The 25,185-nt window shown below is 52.5% G+C and carries 13 protein-coding genes; 2 read left to right on the forward strand and 11 right to left on the reverse strand.

Annotated features, from left to right (window positions below; all coding sequences use genetic code 11):
- Positions 1–2 precede the first annotated feature (2 nt).
- From SH302x_RS19820 to SH302x_RS19840, 5 genes are all read right to left on the reverse strand, one after another.
- Positions 3–401: a hypothetical protein gene (locus SH302x_RS19820; RefSeq protein WP_479364321.1), complete on the reverse strand. Its 399-nt coding sequence runs from the start codon at positions 399–401 to the stop codon at positions 3–5.
- Positions 402–411: 10 nt separating this feature from the next.
- Positions 412–4,554 (reverse strand): RHS repeat-associated core domain-containing protein, encoded by a 4,143-nt coding sequence (locus tag SH302x_RS19825; RefSeq protein ID WP_479364322.1) that lies wholly within the window; start codon positions 4,552–4,554, stop codon positions 412–414.
- 27 nt (positions 4,555–4,581) lie between these two features.
- Positions 4,582–5,904, reverse strand: coding sequence for a hypothetical protein (locus SH302x_RS19830; protein WP_479364323.1), 1,323 nt, complete (start codon positions 5,902–5,904; stop codon positions 4,582–4,584).
- A gap of 231 nt (positions 5,905–6,135) precedes the next feature.
- Positions 6,136–8,370, reverse strand: coding sequence for a type VI secretion system Vgr family protein (locus SH302x_RS19835; protein WP_479364325.1), 2,235 nt, complete (start codon positions 8,368–8,370; stop codon positions 6,136–6,138).
- Positions 8,371–8,675: 305 nt separating this feature from the next.
- Positions 8,676–9,155: an Hcp family type VI secretion system effector gene (locus tag SH302x_RS19840; RefSeq protein ID WP_479364326.1), complete on the reverse strand. Its 480-nt coding sequence runs from the start codon at positions 9,153–9,155 to the stop codon at positions 8,676–8,678.
- Between the two features lie 419 nt (positions 9,156–9,574).
- Here SH302x_RS19840 and SH302x_RS19845 point away from each other — a divergent pair, with 419 nt between their 5' ends.
- A complete protein-coding gene (locus SH302x_RS19845; RefSeq protein ID WP_479364327.1) occupies positions 9,575–10,990 on the forward strand; it encodes a DUF1501 domain-containing protein in 1,416 nt (471 codons plus the stop codon).
- A 7-nt stretch (positions 10,991–10,997) separates the two neighbouring features.
- On the forward strand, positions 10,998–13,892 hold the full coding sequence (locus SH302x_RS19850; RefSeq protein WP_479364329.1) for a DUF1553 domain-containing protein: 2,895 nt from the start codon (positions 10,998–11,000) through the stop codon (positions 13,890–13,892).
- Between the two features lie 234 nt (positions 13,893–14,126).
- Here the strand turns inward: SH302x_RS19850 and SH302x_RS19855 are convergent, their stop codons facing one another.
- The 6 genes from SH302x_RS19855 to hemA all read right to left on the reverse strand — a co-directional run bounded on the left by SH302x_RS19855 (position 14,127) and on the right by hemA (position 25,184).
- Complete coding sequence (locus SH302x_RS19855) at positions 14,127–17,795, reverse strand: trypsin-like serine protease (RefSeq protein ID WP_479364330.1); 3,669 nt, start codon at positions 17,793–17,795, stop codon at positions 14,127–14,129.
- A gap of 227 nt (positions 17,796–18,022) precedes the next feature.
- On the reverse strand, positions 18,023–18,706 hold the full coding sequence (locus SH302x_RS19860) for a 3-keto-disaccharide hydrolase (protein WP_479364331.1): 684 nt from the start codon (positions 18,704–18,706) through the stop codon (positions 18,023–18,025).
- 43 nt (positions 18,707–18,749) lie between these two features.
- Entirely contained in the window at positions 18,750–20,762 is a 2,013-nt protein-coding gene (locus SH302x_RS19865; protein ID WP_479364332.1) for a PDZ domain-containing protein, read from the reverse strand.
- A gap of 40 nt (positions 20,763–20,802) precedes the next feature.
- Positions 20,803–21,840: a flotillin-like protein FloA gene (gene floA / locus SH302x_RS19870; protein ID WP_479364333.1), complete on the reverse strand. Its 1,038-nt coding sequence runs from the start codon at positions 21,838–21,840 to the stop codon at positions 20,803–20,805.
- A 228-nt stretch (positions 21,841–22,068) separates the two neighbouring features.
- Positions 22,069–23,736: a GH39 family glycosyl hydrolase gene (locus tag SH302x_RS19875; protein ID WP_479364334.1), complete on the reverse strand. Its 1,668-nt coding sequence runs from the start codon at positions 23,734–23,736 to the stop codon at positions 22,069–22,071.
- 137 nt (positions 23,737–23,873) lie between these two features.
- The gene (gene hemA / locus SH302x_RS19880; RefSeq protein ID WP_479364335.1) at positions 23,874–25,184 is read right to left on the reverse strand and encodes a glutamyl-tRNA reductase; all 1,311 of its coding nucleotides are present in this window, start codon (positions 25,182–25,184) and stop codon (positions 23,874–23,876) included.
- Position 25,185 lies beyond the last annotated feature (1 nt).

Genomic DNA, 25,185 nt, shown 5'->3' on the forward strand with positions numbered 1-25,185 from the left:
ATTTAGTCAAAAAGCTCTGAAAACTGGTTGAAAGGCTTTGCAACAACTTCATTCTGCTCTGCGTCGAGAATACTAAATGGGCAAATCTTAAACAGCGAAACAACAAAAGTACGAAGTACGGCAAGTATATCTTCTGTGGTCTCTTGCCGAATATCGATACTTTGCGTGGATATGTCAATGATGCCAATATAGGGATACGGTTCATCAGGGTTTCGATTGATGGAAGCAACTATGTCTTCTACATGTTTCTTTGATCTACCAACCAAATAGCGTTCATCATCGCCAAATTTGCGCAAATAAATTACGGTCGGCATTGATGACAACATCTCCTTAATTTCCTCGACAGGGAAAAGTTTATCGTTTATAGGTCGTAAAGAGTAAGCATCGATCATCATTTTCACCTTTGATTATTCATCGCCCCGTTTGAGCATGCCCCATGTCCATAACGCCCCGAACGAAACCGTCTTTTTCACTATCTGACATCCCAGCAGTATATTTTGCCATATCAACATCGGATGGTCCTTTTGGTACAGCATTGCCGTTGGAGTCGACCTTGAAAGCTTCATTCGCATAGCTATCAGGTAAAGGTTTACCGCCCGATGATTTCCTAACAGAAACAGCGTACGTTGGTCCAGTACGGTAGTCATCCACCTTCAATCCAGGTGGCACCGTTTCTTTGACTCGAACTGTAGTGCCGTCACTAAGTTCCCACGTCGATTGTTTTACCGCATGCGTTGAACCTTTCGGCGGCGGAAGATTCGAAACCTTTGGTTTTCCATGACTCTTTGTCATGTACTCCATGATCTGTTCTTGATTTTTCCCTGCAAGATCAGGAGCGATCTTCTTTGCGTTCTTGCCATATCCGCTTTTTGGATGATTAAACCACTTTATAGCTCGAGCGGTATCGGGCGGAAGCGTAGGTTTGAACAAGTTCTTAGGTGGTATTGATTTTGCCACTTGTCGCCCCTGTCCAAACTCGCGTTGAACCCGAGCTACTTCTTCTTTCGTTTTTACTGCAGGACTTGACGATTTCTTGCTGGGCGAAGCAGGGTGCAATCCTTCCAAATCGACATGCGTCAACGGATTGCCCGGATAAGCATACGTATTGATACCGCCAGCCAATCCTAATGGATCCGATTGAATGTAACGTCCCAGTGACGGATCATAATACCGATATCGATTGTAGTACAAACCAACTTCGTCATCCGCATACTGACCAGCTAACCGAATAGCAAAATCAATCTTCTGAACCAACACCCGGCCATCACCAAACGGCTGCGATTCCATCTTCCAAACGACCGCTCCCTCAGCATCCACCACTTCGGTAATCTGCCCACGCTGGTCGCTGACCAAATGATATCGCACACCCGATTCCGGCGGATCAGTCAACGATCCGTACTCGATCATCATCAACGGAACAAACGATTGACGATCGCCGTAAACATAAACACGCAATCGCTGGCCATCGAGCACCTCAGCGGCCAAACGTCGATGATCCCAGTAGAATTCCACCTTATGCTGGTCGAACCCGTCGGTCCACTCTTTTGAAATGCGACGATTCAAACCATCGTAGCAAGACTTCCAGCGGAAGCCGTCTTCGCCATTGATTTCAACCAGTTGATCTAGCGAGTTATACGTGTACCGCTGAGTGCGACCATCGATCCGAGCCCGCACGCTCAAATGAGCGCGTTCATTGTAAGTGAACGTTTCTTCGCCAGCCGCCAGCACTTGATTGCCTGGTCCTAGCTTCACCGCACTTAGTTCTGGCTTCAACATCAAATTGTTCGCGGCATCGTGCTGGTACACATCCCGATGGCTGCCACGCACTCGCGAAATCAACCGATGAGCGGCATCAAACTGGTAATCAATCCGTCCAAGCTCGGAGTCATTGGTCTGCAGCAAATCTCCCGCAGCCGAATAACGATGTTGACGGCTGATCACTTTCTGCGATGGCAGTACCGCAACTTTGGCCGTGCAGCGACCGCTTTGGTTGTACGTTACCAACTCCGAAAATCCATCATCGCTGTTCCGTACAAATCGCCCGCGACCGTCTGCAACAATCTTTGTACGATTCCCGGTGGGATCGACCACAACCAATCCGCCGTTCTCCTGACGTTCATACAGGATCTGCAACCGGCCCAGGACCTTCAAAGCTTGCGTTGCCGGGTTCAGCCACTTGTACTCGATGCCTTGTCCATTACGAGCATCTAAGGTTACTTGGTCGAAGATGTCGTATTCAAACGCGACCTTATGCTCTGGCCCCGACACTTCTTGAATCCGCGCTTGCTCAGTGTGCTTGTATTCAAAGACCTCGCCACTCGCCAACTCGATCTTGGCATGCGTGTCATAAGGGCCTGGTTCCAGTTTCAACAACCGCTGGCCACTTGCATCGAATTTGTCGGTCAGCCCGCCGCTGCTGCTGTAGCCATAGCGTTCCTTCAGCTTGCCAGCCCGAGTGATCGAGATCACGCGATCGCAATCGTCATACTCATACTCGGTCGTCGTCCCACCGCCATCGACCACGCGCGTAATCGCCTCGCGCAAGTTGTAATCAAACTTGGTTGCGTAACCGGTTGGATCCCGGAGCTCGTCGACCAGATTCCATGACTTATAAAAATACGACCAAAACGATCCATCGGCATCGCGCTGCCTAGTCACATTCCCATTGGCATCGAAACCAAACTGTTGAACTTGCCCACGCATGTCGGTTCGTTCAACAATCCTGCCCATCGCGTCTATTTTCGTGCCGGCGATGGCAGGTTGAAACGCGGCCAGCGTCGGCAGATTCTGCCGCACTTCATTTGGCAAAGAGGAAAGAGTCGCGTCGACCATTTCGGGCGAAGTTACACCGCCTGACGCAAGCGAACCTAACGTCCACGCAGCAGGGCTATCGGGCAGATTGTAGGCCAGCCCATCGGGGCGATGCGGCTGCAAATGCATCGGCAGCAAGAACTGGCCGCTAGCATCCACACGTCCAATATGACCGCCGTCAGCATCGTACAGATAATCGACTTCATCGCCATTGGGTTCGATCTCTTTGACGATATTCCCTTGGTCATCTTGCTGGAACAAGCGCACTCCGCCTTGCGAATCAATGATCTTTTCAATCGCGCCCGATTCGTCATAGTAATACTCGAAACGCGCTCCATCGGCCCACGTCACAACCGCCAGTTGTTCCTCTGGATGATACTCCAGTCGCAGGTCATACAATCCGTCGTCTCCCCACGAATGGATGCAGCGACCGTGCGGATCGTATTCGTAATGAAAGGCGTATCGATTGCGGTCTTCTTTGCGAACCATCCGCGACTGTTGGTCATACGCGTACCGGCCCTGAGCCTCCAGGCCATCGATCCATTCAACTAAATGCCCCGTTTCATCGTAGCGATAGCTGGCCACAATATTGCGATCACGACCGACAACCGACGCGACAGCAGCGAGCTTTCCGCGGCCATCATAAGCCAGTTGCAATTGCACACCAGCTTCGTCGGTCACTTTGGTCAGTCGATTGTAGTGGTCGTATTCCAGTTGGACTTTTGCGTCCTGTGTGATGAGTTGAGTGGCCGAAAACCGTTGGCGATTTTCATTGCCAAACACGATGGTCGGATGCAAGGCACCGGACAAATGATAACCACTGCCAGATTTCGACAACACCAAGCCATCGTTCTTGGTACGCAGCGACTGTGGATCAAGCGGCGAGAACTCAACCACGTCCCCTTCGCAATCGCGGTAAGTAAAACCCTCTTGCGTCATCGTAAGTTCGTGCTGGAAAACGTGGCGGAAGCCTCGTCCCAGTTCAGAATCTTGCTGGGCCAGCAAGCTAGAATAGAAACGTTGCCACTTTAAATGCGGATACTCGGGATGATCCCAATCGATGAAGTCGTCCACATTCGCACCCGTGACCACATCGATCGGCTCGCCCGCGCGACCACAACTCTTGTTAACGCTGCTGGGCTTCTTTTTCAACTTCTTGCCGACGTCGCCGATTTTCTTTGAAAGCGCTTTGCCAGCGCTGGTCGCTTTGAATTTCTTGAACGCCTTGCCCAGCGCGCTCATTCCAGCTTTCATCCCCATCGCCATCAGCGAAATGGTTGGCGGGCCAGCAACTAATACCGGCGGTCCAGCGGGAATCGTCAGCAGATTACTCGTTGGCATCACCAGCGATTTGACTGCCCCCTTTTTTCGCGGACGCGGAATCGGAGGCATACCGATGCAGTGGCAACTGAGTACCGGCAAGGTCGCATGGCTCAGCGCATCTCCGTCGCAATTGATCGTTGCGACGCCCATAAAGATCTCGCACTCATTAGCCGGTGGCTTGATAAACGTCCCGCCGATCGGAATATGCGGCGGCATCGCGATGCCTTGCGTGCCAGCAAGCGCACGCGGCAATCCATTTATCTTCACGGTGGCACCGACAATCGGCAACAAATCCATTGGATCGAAAATGTAGCCCACAAAGGGGTGGGGCACCGGCAGTGGTGGTACTGGCCCGGGTGGTTGGATGATATGAATATCGATACCGACCACGGGATCGTAGTGTTTAGCGGCTGGCATCATGGTCGGAAGTTCCCGTTCAGTTCACTCTTAGGATTCAACTTTAGCTAAAGCTTTCTTGGCTTCGTCCAACACTCGATAGTATTGGCGACCCAAAAGCTGTTCGCATTCGTGGTTCAAGTCGAAGTTTTTCACCTTCATGCCCGGTGTATCAAGCATGCGTTGCAGATCGTTCAGCATGTAAGGCACAGTGGTTCGAGACCGCATTTCGCTGTCGATATTGCGAGCGCTGGACAAAGCATGTCGCGCGTGATCCCATGCGACTTCGAAATCGCTCGATTGTTGAGCACAGAAGCAGGCCATGCGATGAGCTTCAAAGGACATGTTGGGATCCTGGCTGCGTTGGGCTAAGACCGCTGCTTCGTTGTACAAGTTGCGAGCCTCGCGATACTGTCCGCCAGCGACTTGACTGCCCGCTTCGGCCATCCCCGTCGACATCATCATTTTGATTTTTGCCGGATCGGTGTTCGACATTTGGTGAGCTGCAATGCGAGCCGACTTATACGACTCAATCATTTTCTTCAAATCGCCATGTTTGGCCAGCGTCGCGCCGACGATCATGTGAACAGCGGCCACTAGTGCAAACCACTGGTTCTCAATTGCAATCGTGACTGCTCGTTCGGCTAAATTGGAGACACGTTGAATCGCACCACCGTTGGCAGCCGCCGAAAGTTGAACGAACGTCGATCGGAACTCAGCTCCCGGGCCTGTTGTCTTTAACTGCTGCAAAACTTCCAGCGGCAAACCGGAGATATCCAGCACTGGTGACTGCGTCATCACATGACTAGAGTTTCGGTCAGCCCAAGCGCTGAGCATACAACTGGGCATCCAGTCGACGACCAAGATGCGAACGCTTGGCGGCCATTTGGCAACTCGAATCGGTTGTTCCAGTATTTGGTTCCATAGCTCAAGGCTAGCGATCTCTTCCGGCATCAGGACCAGCGTCACATGTTCAAACAAGTCTGCATAGTAGGCTTGATATGAGGCCAGCAATTCGACGACGGCATCCCAAGGCCGCGTTTTGCGATCTGCCGCACTGATAGCCGGTGGAGCCCAGTCGGAGGGGATTTCCAAAGATGCCAAGTCCGATTTACTATCGTCGATCTCGGCAATTAACTGTTCATAAATTTCGTTCCAATAGCTATCGTCAATCGCGCCAGTGGAAATGGGAAAGTACAGATCGGTCAAACCAGACGCTTCGCTGCCATGGTAGGCCAAGAACGCATCGACCATGCGCCCCGCTTGCGGCTCCAATCGCCATCGCAGAACGCGAGCGGTTGGGTTGGCGGTAAATCGCTGCCAATGTTTGGTTAGCGTATGGATACGCCGCAGGACTGCTTTTTCACCGGACATTGTTTACTCGTAATCGAACAGGGCTTACTCGCACTAAAAACATTCATCACCGACGACGCAACTCACATCGCCCTTGGTTTATTGGTAACCGTTCACACCTCGATCAGCCGCAGGGCGTTAGCCCCGGTTTTTTGTCGCCGCTAACCGTACAACCGCGGCTAACACCCAGCGGCTAATTGGCTCGTGTCTTTGTGGCTTCCATGATCGAGGAATGAACGGTTACGTTTATTTCTATGGCCGCGACTTGCTGCCAGTGGTTGAATCCCAAGCCACCTGCGCTTCCGCTGGCTCGGCCTCTTCGGCTTCCATTGGAGCTTTGGGTTGGCAAGGTTGGCCGGGCGCTGGAGCTCCGCCGGAGTTCAAATTCAACATCATGCCTTGGATCGAAATACCAGCCATGCTGATGTCGATGAAGTTCGCACCAACTTTCAACGACAGTTGCTGCATCGCTTCGATGACGACCGTACCCGCCTTGATATGAGTTTCACCCATCGCACCGGATTCGATCTGTAAAGCTCCACCTACCTTCAAATGCATATCGCCGCCCGCATCCAGCGAATAGCCGCCATCGACCTTGTTGTTGTAGTCACCGGCGACCGTCAAGTGTTTGCCTTCATCGCCCACCTTCTTGACTTCTTTTTTCTCGATCACCACATGCATCGATCCGCCGTCGCTAGCGTCACCATTGCCGACGATCATCTTGACGTTGCCTTCGACATGTTCCTGATGATCACGTTTGACAATCGTACTTTTATCACGCCAGACCAGTTGGCTGAGATCACCGGCGTCGTCTTTACCTTTTTCGGTGCCGACGATTTGATGTTGATTATGCAGCGTCGACTGCTTGGCATCGTTCAGCGTACGCAAGTCGAGGTTCTTTTGAGCGTGCAAGAAAACGCGTTCCTCGCCCGCTTTGTCCTCGAACATTAACTCATTGTAGCCATCGCCACCTTGCGAACTGTTGGTCTTCCAATAGCTGCGAGTCTTATTCGCAGGTAGAGGATAATGCTGTGTTTGCTCGCCGTTGTAAATGCAGCCCGTCACGATCGGGCGGTCAGGATCGCCTTCTAAGAATTCAACGATTACCTCTTGCCCGACGCGAGGAATCGAGACGAACCCCCACGACTTGCCTGCGGAAGGGTAAGCAACACGGACCCAGCACGACACCTTATCGCCTTGTGAGAATCGTTTGTCTCGGCCTTCGCGGTCCCAATGGAAATGCAATTTGATGCGACCTTGTGGATCGGTGTGGATTTCATCCGCACTTGGACCAGCCACCGTGGCGGTTTGGATGCCGGAAATAATCGGCTTGGGCGTCAAGCGGCGTGGACGGTACTGAATATTTTGCGGGACACACTCAAAATGATTCTTGTAAGAGGAAACCGCGTTCGAACTGCTGAAAGGCCCCGGCTGGGACGCCGAATGCGTGATCTGCGTAATCAATCGGTTTTGGCCATCTTGGTCAGGTGCATCATGGTGTGCTTTCAGTTTAAAGCAGTATCCAGCCCCAAACGACTTGCACGTACTGGAGGCGATGACGAGGTCGAAACGAGTCTCCTCCTCTTGGATTCGAATCAACGACTCTTGATCACCGTCGCTAGGCTCCTGGAATTCGCCGGGGAAATCGTACAGTTCGTAGCCCTTGTTATTGGAAAGACTCATCAACTGGTCATCCAGCTTGTCTTTGCCGACCTTCAAGTTTTCGGAAGGCTTACTATGATCGTAATCGGTGTGTTCATATCGCCCAGAGACAAACTCAAAGGAGCGTTCCCAGTGCGTAATATGGTCCGCTTGGTCCTGCCCGCCCGATGTTTGAGGGAAATCGACTTCGGCTTCGGTCGCTTTGGGATAGTTCAGATTGTCGCACAGGGTCAGCGTGTGCTTGTCTTTGTCATGATTAAAGTAGTAGTAGATGCCATACTGCTCCAAGGTCCGCGATAGAAAATTGAAGTCTGTCTCGCGATACTGAACGCAGTGATCGACCTTCCGCGACTTCAGCACCGTTGCATTGCCACTGGATTCCCAAGTTTCGACGTGGTTGTATTCCTTCACTCGCTCCAGGAGTTTGCGGTACACATCATCCAAGGTCTTCTCTTCTTTTTCGGGATGATAGATGTAGCAACGAGCCGCTCGTGTCATGAACCAAGTCCAGGGAGCGATGCGAATGCGATAAGAACGATACTTCATGCCACCTTTATCGGTGTTGACATCCCCGAGCCAGAAGTGACTGACATAGCCGTGCACATAGCGTGGCGACAACGGCGACTTCTTATCAAACCCGCGATCGATTTTGATGCCTTGCGGGAACCCAACGATCTTGTCGGGCGTTAGATCGAGCTTCTTGGAAGTCAAATCGACGAAGAACTCGAACGGCTGCGAGATTTCTTCGCGCCCTGAAAGATTTGTGATGATAGCCTCATCTCCAAAGAGATCTTTGGAGACTAATTCCAGTAATCGGTCGGGCATGATAATCGGCCTTCGATCCGCTTTGTTTGTACGAAGTTAGCGATGGGGGATTCTGTGAGAGCTTGAATCTGCAAGCAACAGGAGATCCGAAAGAACCGCCTGCAGATTCTAGCGATAGTTTCCGTTCTCGTCTTGAGGATCACTGGAGGTCGCTGCCCATTAGGCAGAAACCAACCATGTGAAAGCGAAAAGAGCGAGCACCACGTGGCCTCGCTCGTTCAATTCTCGCTTTGAGCACCGATCCACAGCAGATGCATGCCGTGGACCACATCCTGATCGAACAGCCACCGTAAGGCGACTTGGCCTTAAGCCTTCTCGCCTTGAGCAACCTTCCAGCCGTAGCGGGTATTGCCCTTCTTGGTGCCCTTGTCGTCCATCTCGGTGTAGACCACTTCGAGCTCTTCAAAGTTCAGCGAGAAGCTTTCCATCGGCTTGCCTTGGCCAGCACCGCTGATGGTGTGCGAAGTCACCAAGACGTTTTTCAATTCATATCGCAGGTATGTTTGTCGGGAATCACCGGTCGTAGCCGTGGTGAACTCAATTTCAACCTTCGGGAAAACCTTGCCCAAGCAAACAGCTTCTGCCAGCTTAGGAGTCGACTTGTCAAGCAACTTGGTGCACTGAACGTCTTCCATCATAACCGAACCACGGCGACGGGAAGTGCCGGTTTCGCCTGTGCCTGGCTTGTGAACCATTTGCGACATGCTTTCCAAGTCAATCCACTTTTGATGCTTTGCATCCAAGCTTTCACCGTCAACACCATCAAATTTGATATAAGCAGCCATCGTACTGAACCCTTATGAAGTATCGTTTTCGGGCTTCGTTCGCCCCTGCTCGGGGCTGTTGTTCCGAACTACCGAAACTTTTAACCATTGCCCTTTGCCTTACACTACCGTTCTCGTACGACGCTCGTTTTGGTTGCTTACATTTTAAAAAATCTTTTCAGATGCCTCCCGTGCCGGTTTTGGCAAGGCGATTAGACCTCTGGCTAACTCCATATTGGGAAATGTGGTATGCTAGAGCAGTCGCATTAAACGACGCGAAAGTGCCCATCTTGCCGTGCCGCCATAGTTGACTGGCGCTGCAGATATCGCGTACTTCGCCCCACCCCATCGCGCTGCTGTCGCTACGCTGCTACGTTTTCCTGATGTGTAAGCACCAGCAGACCAGTCGGCGATGCGTTATTTGAGAAAGCCCCCCGCCGATGCAAACCATGCTGGATGTTACGCGTAGACAGTTTCTGAATCGCATGTCGACGGGACTAACTGGTGTGGCCTTGTCGAACTTGCTCACTCAAGAACTGCTGGCTAGTCCGCACCCTGCATTCACAGGGATCGCGAAAGCGAAACAAGTGCTGCAGATCTTCTGCCCCGGCGCAGCTTCGCATATCGATCTGTGGGATCACAAACCCATGCTCGAGAAATTCGATGGCACTCCGCTGCCAGGCGGTGATTCCGAAGTGACCTTTCAAGGCAAGAATGGGAACTTGATGAAATCGCCGTGGGCCTTCGCTCCCGCTGGTCAGTCGGGCAAAATGATCTCGACGTTGCTGCCGCACATGGCCACTCATGTGGACGATATCGCCTTCATCCACAGTATGTCGTCTCGCACCAACACCCATGGCCCTGGTTGTATTTATCTGAATAGTTGTTTTACTCGGGAAGGCTTTCCCAGCGCTGGCTCATGGATCAGCTACGCACTGGGCTCGCAGAACGATAACTTGCCGACTTACATCGCAATCCAAGATGTAAGAGGAGAACCACCCAACGGGAAAGCAAACTGGAGTAACGGCTTTCTACCCGCGAAGTATCAAGCGGTCACCATGTCCGCTCATCAGCCCCTGCGCAACGTCGCTCGACCAAGCCAAATCTCCTTGGAGCAGGAGCTCGCGACTCGCGACTATCTCCAGCAACTCAACCAATTGCACAGCCAAGCTCATGCTGGCGCAGACCAATTGCAAGCGAGAATGGCCGCCTATGAACTGGCTGCCAAGATGCAATTGGCCGCGCCGCAAGCAAGTGACTTGTCCCAAGAGCCAGCCCATATTCACCAACTGTACGGAACCGATGATGGCAATAACCTAAAGGCGTCTTATGCCCGCAATTGCCTTCTAGCACGCCGCTTTTTAGAACAGGGCGTTCGCTTCGTCAGTCTCTACTGTGCTTCGCGTGCCAGCGCCGTCGATGGCTTGTTGAACTGGGACGCTCACAAGACGCTGAAGGCAGACTACGAAAGGCATTGCCCTATCTTTGATCAACCCACAGCCGCACTACTGACGGATTTGAAGCAACGCGGAATGCTGAATGATGTCCTGGTCATTTGGTGCACCGAGTTCGGACGCATGCCAACGCATCAAGAGGGAACGAGTGGGCGCGATCATAACCCTGACGCCTTTACGACGTGGATGATGGGAGCTGGCGTGCAAGGCGGAGTCAGCTATGGTGCAACCGACGATTTTGGTCGTCGCTCTGTCACTGATATCGCTTCTGTATATGACTTTCATGCGACGATCCTGCACCTGCTTGGGTTAGACCACGAAAAACTAACTTATTACCACAACGGAGCCAACCGTCGCCTGACCGATGTTCACGGACATGTTCTCAAGCCTCTCTTAAGTTAAAACCACTATGCCTTCCAATACTTACTCGTTGGTGCTTTTTGGGATTGGCTTGTTTGCCTCAAGCTATTGGTCCCTGCACGCGTTGCAAGCCGACGAGCGTGCAGACTTCTTCGAACAAAAGATTCGGCCCGTTCTGATTGAACACTGCTACCAATGCCATAGCGCTAAATCAGAAAAACTTCGAGCTAATCTGCTCGTCGATTCGAAACTGGGCTTGGAAAGGGGGGGCGATAGTGGCCAACCGGCGCTGGTGCCGCATCATCCCGAAGAAAGCTATCTGCTCCGCGTTTTGAACCATCAAGAACCCGGCTTGGAGATGCCGCCGGACCAACCTAAACTGCCTGACGCTGTCTTGGCAGATTTTGCTGCCTGGATCAATCAAGGAGCGTTCGATCCCCGTGAGGAAGAACTGGTTGAGATCAAACGCGCCGACAAATCGTGGTGGTCGCTGCAACCGCTGGCCAACAGTTTTGAATCGAACTCCATTGACCAATTCATCGCAACAGAACTAGCGAAGTACGATCTCAAGCTCAGTCCGCCTGCCGACGCCAGGACGCTGATTCGCCGTATGAGCTACGATGTAACTGGCCTGCCGCCGACCGCTCAAGAAGTTGAAGCGTACGCGGACGAATATGCGGCCGATCCAAACGTCGCTACCGCCGCTCTGGTCGATCGCTTGCTGGCATCTCCTCGCTACGGCGAACGCTGGGGACGCCATTGGTTGGACGTGGTTCGTTTCGGCGAAAGCAATGGCTTTGAACGGAACTTCTTGATCGACGACTTGTGGCCCTTCCGCGATTACGTAATCCGTTCGTTGAATGATGATAAACCGTTCAATCAATTCATCATGGAACATTTGGCCGGCGACGTTATTGGAAAAGACGACCCCAATGTCGAGATCGGAACTGCCTTTATGGTCGCGGGCCCGTTTGATGACGTCGGCAATCAAGACAAGGTCGCTCAAGCAAACATTCGGGCCGCAACACTGGATGACATGATTACCGCCACAGGCAGTGCGTTTTTGGGGCTAACGATCAATTGCGCCCGCTGCCACCATCATAAATTCGATCCGATTGCTACCGAGGACTACTATCGATTACGCAACGCATTGGAAGGGGTTTCACATGGACGACGCGAGCTTGCAACCAGCCCGCAGCGCGTAGCCTACGAGTCCGCAATGCAGGCGTTGAATGAAACTCTGCGAGGCATCGAAGCGGAACGCAAATTGGTCGATGATGCTATCGAGGCGAAAGCAAATCAAGCTTACCAAAACATGAAGTTCTTAAGACCGAAAATCGATGTCCATGGGACCGACGAATCTTTTGACGCTGTAGAAGCCAGCTACGTAAAGTTCGTCGTGCTGGGGCTGACCAGCGATCATCAATCGGGCGCTCGCAGTCTGCGGCGAAGCGGACATGGGGGCAAGCTGACGGAGTTTCAAGTTTGGAGTGCCGATGATACCAGTCGCAACGTCGCTTTGGCGAGCTACGGCACAACCGTTTCCGGCACAAAATCAATGGTTGCGGAAGACTTTCCAGAGGCGTATGGACCTCAATATTGCATTGATGGTACTTTGGGAGAAGCGTGGTTTATCGGTTCGCCGTCGGTGCTCATTCTAAAATTTGCAAAGCCGGAACGGATTGGTCGCATCACGTTCATCAACGCACGCGGCGACAAAACCATCGACGATAGCCAAGTCCGGGGAGCGACCCCTTGTGAATACGAGATTCAAGTTTCCATGGACGGCCAGTCATGGACAACCGTCGCCAGCGATTCGGATCGCGAGCCATGGTCCGTGGGGCATGGAATTGCGCTTGCACGGCGGTTGCTGCAGACAGCCAGCGAGACGGCCGAACTGGCCGAACTAGATCGCCGAATTGCGGAAGTCAAAACGCAGATCGCTCAAGTTCCACGACTGCCACAATATTGGGTCGGCAATTTCCAGCAACCTTCGGTGGCAACGCATGTCCATCTGGGTGGGGACCCGATGAAGCTGGGCGCAGCCGTCGCACCGGCCAGCCTCGCCGTCCTGGACCAGGTCACAACGGCCTACCAGTTGCCTTCCGATGCTGCCGAAAGCCAACGTCGATTGGAGCTTGCCAAATGGATTGCCAGCGACGATAACCCGCTGACCACGCGCGTCCTAGCCAATCGTGTTTGGCAATATCATTTCGGTTCCGGTCTTGTACAAACTCCAAGTGATTTGGGTTTCCAAGGAGGACTGCCGTCCCACCCCGCGCTGCTAGACTATCTTGCGCAGCGACTGTTGCAAAACCAATGGAGATTAAAAGCGCTTCATCGCGAGATCTTACTGTCTCGGACTTATCAACAAAGCTCAACGTACGACGAAACAGCAGCACGCATCGATCAAGAGTCGCGTCTATTGTGGCGTTTCCCGCCACGACGCCTAAGCGCAGAAGAACTACGCGATACCATGTTGATGGTGGCTGGCAAACTGCAACTCGAACCGATGGGTGGTCCAGGGTTTCGACTGTACAAGTACACGCAGAACAACGTCAGTACTTATTTTCCGCTGGATCAGCATGGGCCGGATACTTATCGTCGATCGGTCTATCATCAGAATGCGCGAGCCAGCGTAGTCGACCTCCTGAACGACTTCGATTTTCCAGACAGTTCCCAAGCGGCCCCCAGTCGTGCAAGTACGACAACTCCGTTGCAAGCCTTGACTCTGTTGAACCATAGTTTTACGACCGATATGGCCGCTTCTTTTGCCGGTCGCTTACCGCCAGGTCACGAGATCGATGACGCTTATCGTATTGCGTTCCAACGCGTGCCCACTGCGATAGAATCGAAGCTTGCTAGTGATTTGATCAAGGCGCATGGCATCGAAGCTTTCTGCCGCGCATTGCTCAATGTCAATGAACTGCTCTATGTCGAATGATCTAGCCATAGCCTGACGACCTAAAGCCTGTTGCTTATTAAATGATCGCACGTCAACAGACTTTTCCTGCGACCTGAACAAGTAACGTTCACGTCTCGGCAGCACGTCAGACATTGCAAATCAATGGACGTCGCTTACCTATTGCGACAAGGTAGTAAGCACGCTTTGTGTGCCGTGACAATTCCCACTGAGGACCGTTGCCTGAAACAATCCCCCAGCTTTGAAAGGTCTGCATCACGAAGGCCAAGCCAGCCTTGGTTGGCCAAACCGCGTCCGGAATTGACCAAAATCGACTGTCGAAATGCCTTCGCCATCGTAGTCATATCGTTCATTGTATCCCGCTTGGTTGGGCAGACGACCAAATGCGGAACGGAACTCGCCGAAGTCAAACAACGTCACCACCCCGTCACCGTCACCGTCACCAAAGCGTGCAAAGAATCCGTCCGCTTCGCGACTGCCAAATAGCTGTGTGTCACCACCAATGCCGTCGCGATTGGCATCCAACTGCCGCCCGGCCCGCGTGAGCTTCGTGCCATCGATACTCAACTGGTAAAAACCGTCCAGTAACGCATTGAAAGGTCCACGAGTAAAGCCGCCGGCAAACTTTATATTTACTATGGTCTGACCACTAGCGTTAGTGCTCGTAGTCCAACTGGTCGCAACAGGACCGCCGCCAACACCGCGCTTGGTTACCGCAAACGCACCGGTGGCTATCTGGATCGCTCCATCAAATACCACCGTGATTTGACTAACCAGCGAACGCTGCGACGAACCGTCGCCAACGACGATGGGACCAACCAATTCAGGTAAATCAAGAACTGAGATGACCATGGTCTTTTCAAAGAATAATCCACCCTGGTCGGTCGCTCGTACGCGAATCGAGTAACTCGACTTCGTTTCAAAATCCAGTGTTGTCGCCGTCCGCAATGCCCCGGCAAAAATCGTAAATCGGGAGTTATCCTGGTCACCCACCCCAGGCACCAACGTATAAGTAAACGTGTCTGAGGGATTGGGATCGGTTGCAGAAAAAGTTCCGATCACTGAATTCAATGGCAGGTTCTCTGCAATACTTTGACCGGACAAGCTAACGTCTGTCGGTGCTCGGTTTGGCACAGTTCTGGTAAACCGATAGTCGGCAATTACCGGCAAATGGTCTGATACAACGGCTAGTGCATTCAAGACCGCAGAACGACTGGGCAAACCCGCCAGTGCCGTATTGCGACTATCATTGATTGCCGCATTGACGGGCAATGATCCGTTAACGCCGAACGATCGATAGCTGGAGGGAACGATATCCAAGCCGACTTGATCCAGCAGTTCTCCGGAGACTAACTGGAAGTCGAATCGGTCATCCAGCCCGCCACCTACTAGCCCCAAACTACTGGGCGGATTCAATGCCGGAGATTGAGTAAACAACGCTCGGTAGCTGGACCCACCGCTCCAAGAACCTGGCCGATTCAGAGGATCGAACGCTTGGCCAGGCCCACTCGCCAGTAACGCTTGGTAACCAGGTTCATTGCTGGTGTAGGTATTGAAGTCACCAGCGTAAATGATATTGCGACCATCGCCCAGAGCATCAGCATTGGCGCGGATGAGATTAGCCTCCACCAATCGCCGATCGCGACTTTCAGCATCGTCAACCGCTTTGTAATGCGAGTTGTAAAGATAGAAGTCGGCCGAACCTGTCGTGCCTACTGGTCGGAACAAATAACGCAAGACTTGTCGCGCAATGCCTGAAGTACTTGGTGTTCCAATCGCGATTTCACTGATCAATTGCAACGTCGATGAGTTGTAGACAACTCCTTGCGTCAACCCAAACTGTGCTCCCTGGTTAGTCAATTGAGTTCCATTCAACGAGCCACGACGGTAGACGTTGGTGCTATATGCGGAATTGAGTATCGACGTCACCAATGCGGTGGTGGTCGCTTGCGATTCCACCTCTTGCAAAGCCAACAGATCAATGGGCCGGCTTATTCCATTGACTATTTCGTTGCCAATACCAACGAGAATTGTGGATAATCCGTTGCGTACACCTTGAGAACCTCCGGCAGCAATGTTGTAAGTCACAAATCGCAAATCGACGGTCTCGGTAATCCCCGCCACCACAGTCACGACAAAGCTTTCGGTAGCTGTCAAAGCGCCGTCGCTGACGGTGAGCGTGATGGTCGACGTGCCTGATTGCCCGGACGCTGGTGCAATTGATACTGTTCGATTCGCCCCCGTGCCACCTAGTACGATGCCCGTTAAAGGAATCAGACTGATGTTCGAACTCGCCGCAGTTACGATTAAGCTCGCTGGGTTCGATTCGGCGTCACCAACAATGAATGGAACTTCCGTGATCGAGGTCTCGAATGGTGTGTTCTGGTCCGCAATGCTTGAAATCGTCGGAGGAGTATTAATAACTAGCGGAGGTGACGAAAAATTAAAATCATCAATCGCCAAACCATCGTCGGCTCCACTCGCATTAAAATCCATCCATCGAATCCAGAAGGTCGCTTCATTGGGAATGTTCAGTGAACGAATCGTCGCGGATCGAGTTGCTCGATTGCTGGCCAAGTTTCCATTTAATGCACCCGTGGTACCTGTAGTGATAACACTTTCGAAATCAAGCTCATTGACGTCGATCCAAGTGCCTGTCGATAAACTGGTCGCATTCAAGCTATACTGAAAATCCAATCGATCGCTGCGCCCCAAAGTCCCCAATCGCCATTGCTCGCCGGTGTAACCAATCGTCATCTCAGTCATTGCCGCACCGGTCAAATTTCGAATTGCGGCTCCGACAGTCGACGTCAAACTACTGCTCAACAGAGTTCCAAGAGCTCGTTCGTTGGAGCCGGTCGCGCCATAACTATAAGTGTCGCCCGCATTCGCAGCACCATTGTTGGCGGTATAGAATATGTTTGCATTGGCCCCCGATTCGCTTAAGTACCAGCCCCCGGGCAGCGTGCTGGATGTGCTAGAAGCGGCCAAAGAATCAAAGTTTTGAGTGTACGTGGTGCCTGCCGTCGAGTACTCAATTACGGCCGCTGGAGCCACCGCGCTGACAATCCCGTCGATCCAGGATTGATATGCGTCGACGCGAGTATTAAAGGACTGATCGCCCCAGCCCGCGTTTTGTAGCGTCCCACCGGAGGTCACTCCAGCAACAACCGCTTGGCCATTGACGTCGATAAAGGAAGGACCACCTGAATCACCCGGCGCAGTATTACTCTCGTTGGAGTTGGCATCAAACGTCCAATGCAATAGTGTGGGAGTGACTCTTTCAAGCGTAGTCGTCCCAACCCGTTTGGTACCGTAAGTGTTGTCGTGGCCGGTTTGGCCAGTGCCCCCCCCACCAAAACCCACTAAAGTCATCAACGTACCAACCGCTGGGGCCGTTCGCCCGATCGGGACGGGTACGATCGAAGTGATCGGCGTATCGAGCCGGTAAATTGCGATGTCATTGGCAGTTTCTTCCCCTAGGTCAAAATCGTTGTAGTTGGGGTGAATAAAGATCTGCGAAGCGTTATACGTTGCATCGCCAAATCGGACTCTGCCCGTAACGCCTTGCGCTTCGATGGCCACATGCGCAGCGGTTAGTACATATTGCGGCGCAATCAGGACTCCAGTTCCGATAAATGCACTGGAACTGCCGCTGCGATATCCAACTTGTGCGACCGACGGAAAGTCGTTGGTAATGGTTCCATTGACGATTCTGGGCGTGACCGTCGTGGATAGGGCGTTCATCGGACGCACGTCAACTACCGTTACCAGCGGCTCGGTATCGCCATACGCCAAATCGCTGGCCATCAAACATCGATCTTCCAGTTTTTCAAAACGCAGGCGCTGTCGGCGTATGCAACTAGGTATTTTACGGTTGATGGAAAAGTTAGAAGGGAGTGTCTTAAACAAACGACGGAGCATGCTGAATCCAAGGGCAATTGATTTGAGTAAACACGATCGACATCCATTCAACGAGACAACCGCCGCATGTCCGAAGTGATGTATGGAGTTCAGAGAGTATATTCCGGTCGTCTAACTTCAGCGTCCCCAAAAAACGCTGCTTTTCGTGAAATTATCGCGAAAGGACTTTGCTGAGATATCGCGATATACTTCTTCGGTTATCTCCGTACGTTAGCCGCCACCGCTTGTTATTGAGGGCTGGCGCTTAAACGACGAATTTCAATGTCCTTGAATTCGACAAAGGTTTTGCCGTTCCCGTGGACTTGCAAACCGATATGTCCATGCTGCGGAATCGCTGGGTCTTCTTCGGTAAAATCCACCGCAGGGACATCATTCACCCAAGTTTGGATGGTGCGACCTTTCGCCAAGATTCGCATTTCGTTCCAGTCATCCTTCTTGATCGAAGCGGCGACTTTCGCTTGGTCTTTGGATTCCGCGATCACTTTGTTGCGGCGGGACTCATCGTATAACTTACCCCACCAACCGTCACCAGCATCGACTTGATAGCCTTCCATTTCCGAACTGCCTTCCACGCGTTGACTGCGAATCTGAATGCCCGAGTTGACGAAGCCTTCGCTGCCACGGATGCGGATCTTTAATGACAACTCGAAATCTTCAAACGACTCTTTGGATGACAGGAAAGTGTTGTGAGGAATATTCACCTCCAGCGACGCGTCGCCGCCAGCAATGACACCATCGGCCACTGTCCACCAACGCTGATCGTCGGGGATGGTTTCCCACCCCTCCAACGACTTTCCGTCAAACAGTGGTGTCGCATCTTGAGCTCGGCTGGAGCTTGAGGGCATCGCGAACACCCCAAGCATGGCAAACAATGCGACACAGCAACGGCCAAACGATTTTAGCTTAAGCATGATCTAGTTCCTGATTTCTCTTCGGCAGGTGGGAGGACGGGCCTTAGTACCAACGTAACGTGGCCAGATAGTTTCGCAATTGGATGGCCGCAGGCGAATTCGCTTCGGAATCAATCTTGTATTCTTCATTCAACGATTCAACGCGGTAACCTCGCTCAAACAACGACTCTTTCAGCTTGGCCACCGGCTTGTTCTCAGGACCAAACAACAAGTCGATTCCTAATTGAGGTTCGACGGCTGGAATTCGCATGCGGTTGGGCACTCGCTCACTGCCGAACACCAAAGCTCGAAAATATTCCCTGCGCTCAAAAGCCGTTACCAATGCGATCGTACCGCCCGCACCAAAGCCACCGACTACGGTCAGTCGATCATCGACTTCGTAGTTTTCGTTCATGTAAGCCAGCGTGCGATCGAAAACCGACAACTCCTCCATCGACCAAGCTTGTGGATCCGCCGATGTCGCAACGCAAATCGTGAATTGCTGCTCACGACAAAAGACTTGCCACGCGTCGACGATACGTTGACGTTCCACTTCCATGCCAGGCTCCGCAGCGATAATCAGCAAACCAAGCGGCTTGGTCGCTGCCCCGTTGGGTACATAGGCAAACACTTTGTTGGGAATATCGGCAAACGGTAAATCGATAATGCCCGACTGCCGCTGTTTCGCATTCGCATCGCTATCGTTTTCGCTACTGGCGGCAGTAACGGCCAGTTCGCTGAGATTGGGGACATCCAGCTCACTAGATGCTGGCCAACGCATCGGTTGCAACTCGATCGTCTTAAGCTCATCAGACTCCGGTGCAACTGTTTGTACCGCCAGTGGGCGCCGATAGTCGTTGAAATCGATCTTGGCAACCAACTGCTCAAGTGTGCTGACTTCTTCACCGGCGACCGAGCGGATCACATCGCCAGCTTTGATCCCGGCCAGATCGGCTGGACCGCCGCGTTCAACGGCCGCGACAACAACCTGTGTTTCTTCGGTGTCGGTCGCTACAGCAACTTCGCGGGGAATCAAGCCGATGAAAGGCTGGCTGTATTTAGGCAGTTCCTGCACCAACTCGCACTCTTGGCTAATCCGTTGACCGTCACGGTCGACCGTAACGCTTACTTTTTGGCCAGCATCCAAGGGCCCAAGCAGATGCCGAAGATGGTTCACGTATTGCACAGGCGTGCCATTGATCTCGCGGATAATGTCGCCTTCACGCAGTCCCGCGTCGGCCAGCGGCGTACCGGGAATGACACCGGCAATTTTGACTTCGCGTTCAAAGTCATCACGACCGACAGGTCGAAATCCTAACAATCCTCGATGGATATCCTTGCCCTCCTGCATGGTCGGTAGACGCTGCAAGATATCTTCTAAAGGGATCGCAAACCCAATTCCGGAATCGTACCATTGTTGGACTTCCCCCTCGGTCGCAATACCGGGGTCGATGGGTGCGATGATGCCGATGACATTGCCATCGATGTCGATGAGCGGACCGCCGTAGTTGATCGGCGATATTTTTGCGTCGGATTGGATCGCTTTGTTCCATATGCGGTAAATGGCGCTCACAATCCCAATCGATCGCGAGGCGACGGCGACGTCAAAGGTCTTCCCCAACGCAATCGACCATTGCCCCACCTGCAATTGATTGCGAGCCACCGGTGTGGGCGTGGGCAATGGCTGGTCGACTTCGATTTTCAGCAAGATCAACTCGCGGCTATGATCGCGAGCGACCAGCCTGGCCGCTTTCCTGGTCCCGTTGGGCAGTACCACAGTGATGGAAGCGGGATCATTTCGGAACTGGAACTGACTGGTAATAATCCAGCCATCGGCACCGACAATGGTTCCCGAAGTGGGCCCTTCAGAGATCGCTTCGCTGTTGACGACCTGCAGGCCGCCAAACGTTTCGATCTGCACCACGCAATCTTGAACTTTGCGCACGGCGGCTTGGAACGCATCCTCTTCGGCCTGCATCAAGGCAAGCGATTCGACACTTTCTTGAGCCCACAGGTGCTGGGTACAAACCGTCACGCAAATCCATCCAGCGATCAAAACGATGAGTCGGTTCAGCATAAAAGTCCAGCGACTGTGCGCGAAAAGGAAGGCATCGAAACTACGATGCGGAAAAATTAAAATCGCTATCTCGAATCGCGGTCGCCATCGCTTTAGGGACTTCGGATTCAGCGAGCACCAAGGCAGCGCGATTCTCTGCCGTCTTGGCACGCATCACTTGTTCGGTAGCAATCGCTTCTGCGCGACGGCGTTCGGCTTGTGCTTGAGCCATTCGCGTATCCGCTTCGGCTTGGTCCGCTCGCAATCGAGCGCCGATGTTTTGCCCCACTTCGATATTCGCGATATCAATAGAGACGATACGAAACGCAGTTTGGTTGTCCAGTCCGCGATTAAGCACTTTTTCGGAGATCAAATTCGGGCGTTCAAGCACAATGTTATGCGTGTCGGCCGAACCAATCGCGCTGATCATGCTTTCTCCAACGCGAGCGATAATGGTTTCTTCCGTGGCACCGCCGATCAACTGGTCCAAGTTGGTTCGCACGGTCACTCGCGCGGTCACTTTCAATTCCACACCATCGCGAGCGATCGCTGACAAAGTGCGAGACAGGGAATGATGCGGATCGGGACAATCAATGACTTTGGGGTGTACGCTGGTTTTCACTGCGTCCAAAACATCACGACCGGCCAGATCAATAGCCGCAGCGCGATCAAAATCAAGATTGATCTTTGCTCGATGCGCCGCAATGATCGCATAGATGATGTTCATCACATTCCCGCCAGCAAGATAATGGGCTTCCAAGCGTTCGGTAGTGACACCATTGGGGCTGTCAATGTTTAGGCCCGATTGGGCCGCCATGATTTTCGCGTTGACGATCACATGCGGGCGAACTTGGCGAAAGTACATGCCGACCAAGCTCGCCATTTTCACGTCCGCATTGCTCATCCAGGCTTGAAACCACAGCGAGCCGAAATTCCAAAAGACAATGGCGAGGACCAAGGCGATGAAGGCCGAAATAATAACAGCGCCGAACAACAGCAAGCGTCCAATACTGAGGTTCGCGCCGCCATCTTCAAAGCCCAAGCGTTGCGCGAAAAACAGTGCCTCGCTCAGATTCCAATAACAAGTCGATAAATCCATGAAGCGTGCTCAAGTTCTTTAATGGAGGTGTTTACTGCCTGTCGACGCCTTTCCCAATGGTACCGGCGGGCATCGTTAGAGTATAGCAAACCGTCCAATGAAAAGATAATCAACCGGTACAAAAAACCATGCATCCACCGGTTCTTCCCTCGCCCAGGTCTTTTTTCTGCCAGCTACAGCTACTAACGCCCACTGGCCGAACACCATTTCGGTCAGCCTCGTTTCTCGCTACGGCCAGACTAGTTCGATGAGCGTCACGGCTTGACGCGCCAGCTTAAAATGAAGCTGACCGCGGCCGTCGGCAAAATTGCTATCGGTAGCATCCGTTGCGACCGACAGTTGGCTTGCGATCCTCAAGGATTGAAGCTGGTCTTGGGTGGGCGTTTGCGGTGACCCCATGGCTATCCAAGCGGTGTACGAATTAGAGTGATTTTGGTCAATCAACCATCGCGTTACAGCGGGACTGCCGCTGGGTTGGCCAGCCAGTTCCAAGTCCACATGAGCGTCGTCACCTGGCAGGTCATCATCGTGGTAGTGCCACGCGAGGACCGTGATACGGTTCCCGTCACGAGCAGCTAGGGCTGCAACATCCGGTTGCTGGCGAACACCCGTTACAAGAAGATCGTCCAAGGGCACGGCTCCATCGCTGTGAACATGAATGCGGTCACCTTGCATACGAGCAAACATGCGAAATACATTCAATACTGGTTTGTCAATTCCATTGGTGGCCAGCGAACGAAATCCAGCGAAATAGGGTTGATCTTCAAATTCAAAAGCCCACGTCAGCGCACCTTCGAGATTGACATTGTGGCGCAGAGCAAGATCCAATTTGCGCGGAAAAATAGCTGCTGTGTAACTCGAATACATCGTGCCGTTTCGATAAGCTCGATCTGGGCCTTTGCAAGCAGCGCAGCCCTCTGGATCGGATTCGCCGATGACGATCGGTGTATCGACAAGCTCAGGGAATTTTGCAATTACCGCAAACGCTTGGTCGATGTCTTTGAGCTGAGCAGCGATACCCATTCGCACATGGTTATCAACATTCGTCGGTTGCCCCTTGGCGTGAAAGGAAACAAAATCCAACGGGGTTCCACGCTGCCCTGTTGCCAGATTGGTCCCGTGTAGGCAGTGATTCAAGAAGCTTTCCAAGTAATCGCCACCTTTACCGCCAGCGATGTCGGGACCACCAACTCTTGCTCGGGGAATGGCGCGGCGAACAGCTCGAATCGCATGATCGTTCAGCTTAAAGAACTCCTCGCGCGTACCACGCCAATAATCGATATTGGGTTCGTTCCAAGTTTGCCAATACCACTGCAGCACTTCCTGCTCGCCATACTTTCCCGCGCAATGTTTAGCCCATTGATACACTAGCTCTTCCCATTTCACAAAGTCCTTGGGCGGATAAGCCCATCCACCAAATAACTCGCTGTAGGTTGCGTCGGGAAAATTGTGTCGATATGGCTCGGGCTTTGTGGAAAGCGCGTGCGGCATAAAACCAATCTGAACGTACGGTCTTACACCTTGCTCGCGGTAGGTGTCAAATATCTGATCGACTATGGTCCAGTCATAAACCGGATTCCCATCGGAGTCTTCGGTGTATGCGTTAGTCGATCCCCATTTCAAGCCGTGCTCGCCATTGCCAGTGACCAGCAAGCTGTGTGTGCGAAAGTAGACTTGGTCTTTCCGCAATGAACCTAATTCGCCCAGCAATTGTTTGCCATGTGGCATGTAGGCATAATTGGGTTCATCCGCGCCGAAGAATCGCCAGATCGGTTTCAGCGGACCGCTGGTATGATTAGCATCGACAGTTATCCGTACGGGAAATGTTTCCGCACGCATGCTCCCACACGCCAAGGTGGCCAGAGCGATGATCATGAAGATTTTGTTGTTGTTCATCTTGATGATTGTAGTTAAGGCGAGGGGATGCGTACCAGCAGCCATCTACAAAATCTTATAGCACTGAATAAAATGCCGAGCGTTCTTTACGGAAGCGTCTCACAAAAACTTCTACTCTGCGATTGCGATCGTTGCCCCTACTGCTGTTCAATCTGGAACAGCTTGCGAAAGGCCAGCAGCAAGTCTGCATTGTCGCCGCTTTCGGTCTCCTGTCGCAGCGATTGCAGTGGCGGATTCAACAGCTTGTTGACCAAGCGGTCGAGCGTCGCTTCGATTTCAGCCCGAACTTCCGTCGGCACACCATGGCGCTCTAGCCGCCCCAGCAAGCGTTCGTATTCGGCCAATTTGATGCTGCTGGTCATCTCCTGCAATGCTTTGATCGTTGGCCCCGATTGCCAAAATTTGGCATCAGCCACAAAACGATCGGTCTCTTCGTGGATAATCGCTTTGGCTTTGGGGAACTGCTTTTTCCGAAAGCTTAAATTGCGTTCACAGACCGCTTGTAAATCGTCCACCGAATAGATGTAGACGTTATTCAGTTCGCCTATCGCTTCTTCAAAGTCGCGAGGCACCGCCAAATCAAGGATCAATTGTGGACTTTTCTTGCGACGACGGATCAGCAATTGCCGGTAGTCTGCTTGAGTCACGATGGGCTGAGTTGCGGCGGTGGTGCTTACCACCAAATCGGCATCTTCCAATTCGGCCAGCAGTCGTTCCCAAGGGGCCAATAACAACGAAGGCTTGCCGTCAAACTCGATGTTCAATTCGTCGACCAACGTCTTCGCTTTCTCCAGCGAGCGATTGATCAAGTGGATCTTCGTCGCTCCCGCGGCTTGCAAATAACGAATTGTCTCTGTCCCCATTTCGCCGGTGCCGATGACGACGATGTGTTTATCATCAAAGCGCTCGAAAAAATCGCGAGCCACTTCGCTGACCGCCACACTGGGTATCGAGATGCGTTTGGCGTGGACTTCCGTCTCGTTCGCCACACGTTTGGCGACGTGGCTCGCACGTTGAAAAGCAGCATGAATGATCGGTCCTGCGCAATTCAAATGACGCGCCGCTTCATAAGCGTCCTTTACCTGCGAAAGGATCTGCGATTCGCCAACCACGATACTGTCCAGTGAACAAGCGACCGTAAACAGATGCTCAATCGCGCGGCTATCGGAACAACTGCTGATGTGCTCGGTGAAGACGTCGTGGGGCAATTGATGGAAGTTCATCACGAAGTCTTTAAGCTGATCGATGGTTGGCATCATCGCTTCACTCATCGCCGCCGCATACAATTCGACGCGATTACAAGTGCTCAGCAAGACAAATTCGGCTTTGGGATACTGAGCGCGCAGCGATCGCAAAGCTTGCTCGGCCTGCGGTGGCATGAACGCCATCCGCTCGCGAAGATGCACCGGTGTCCGATGATGGCTGCTGCCGATCATGTTTAGCTTCATA

It is taken from the genome of Njordella calcicola, assembly GCF_056494125.1.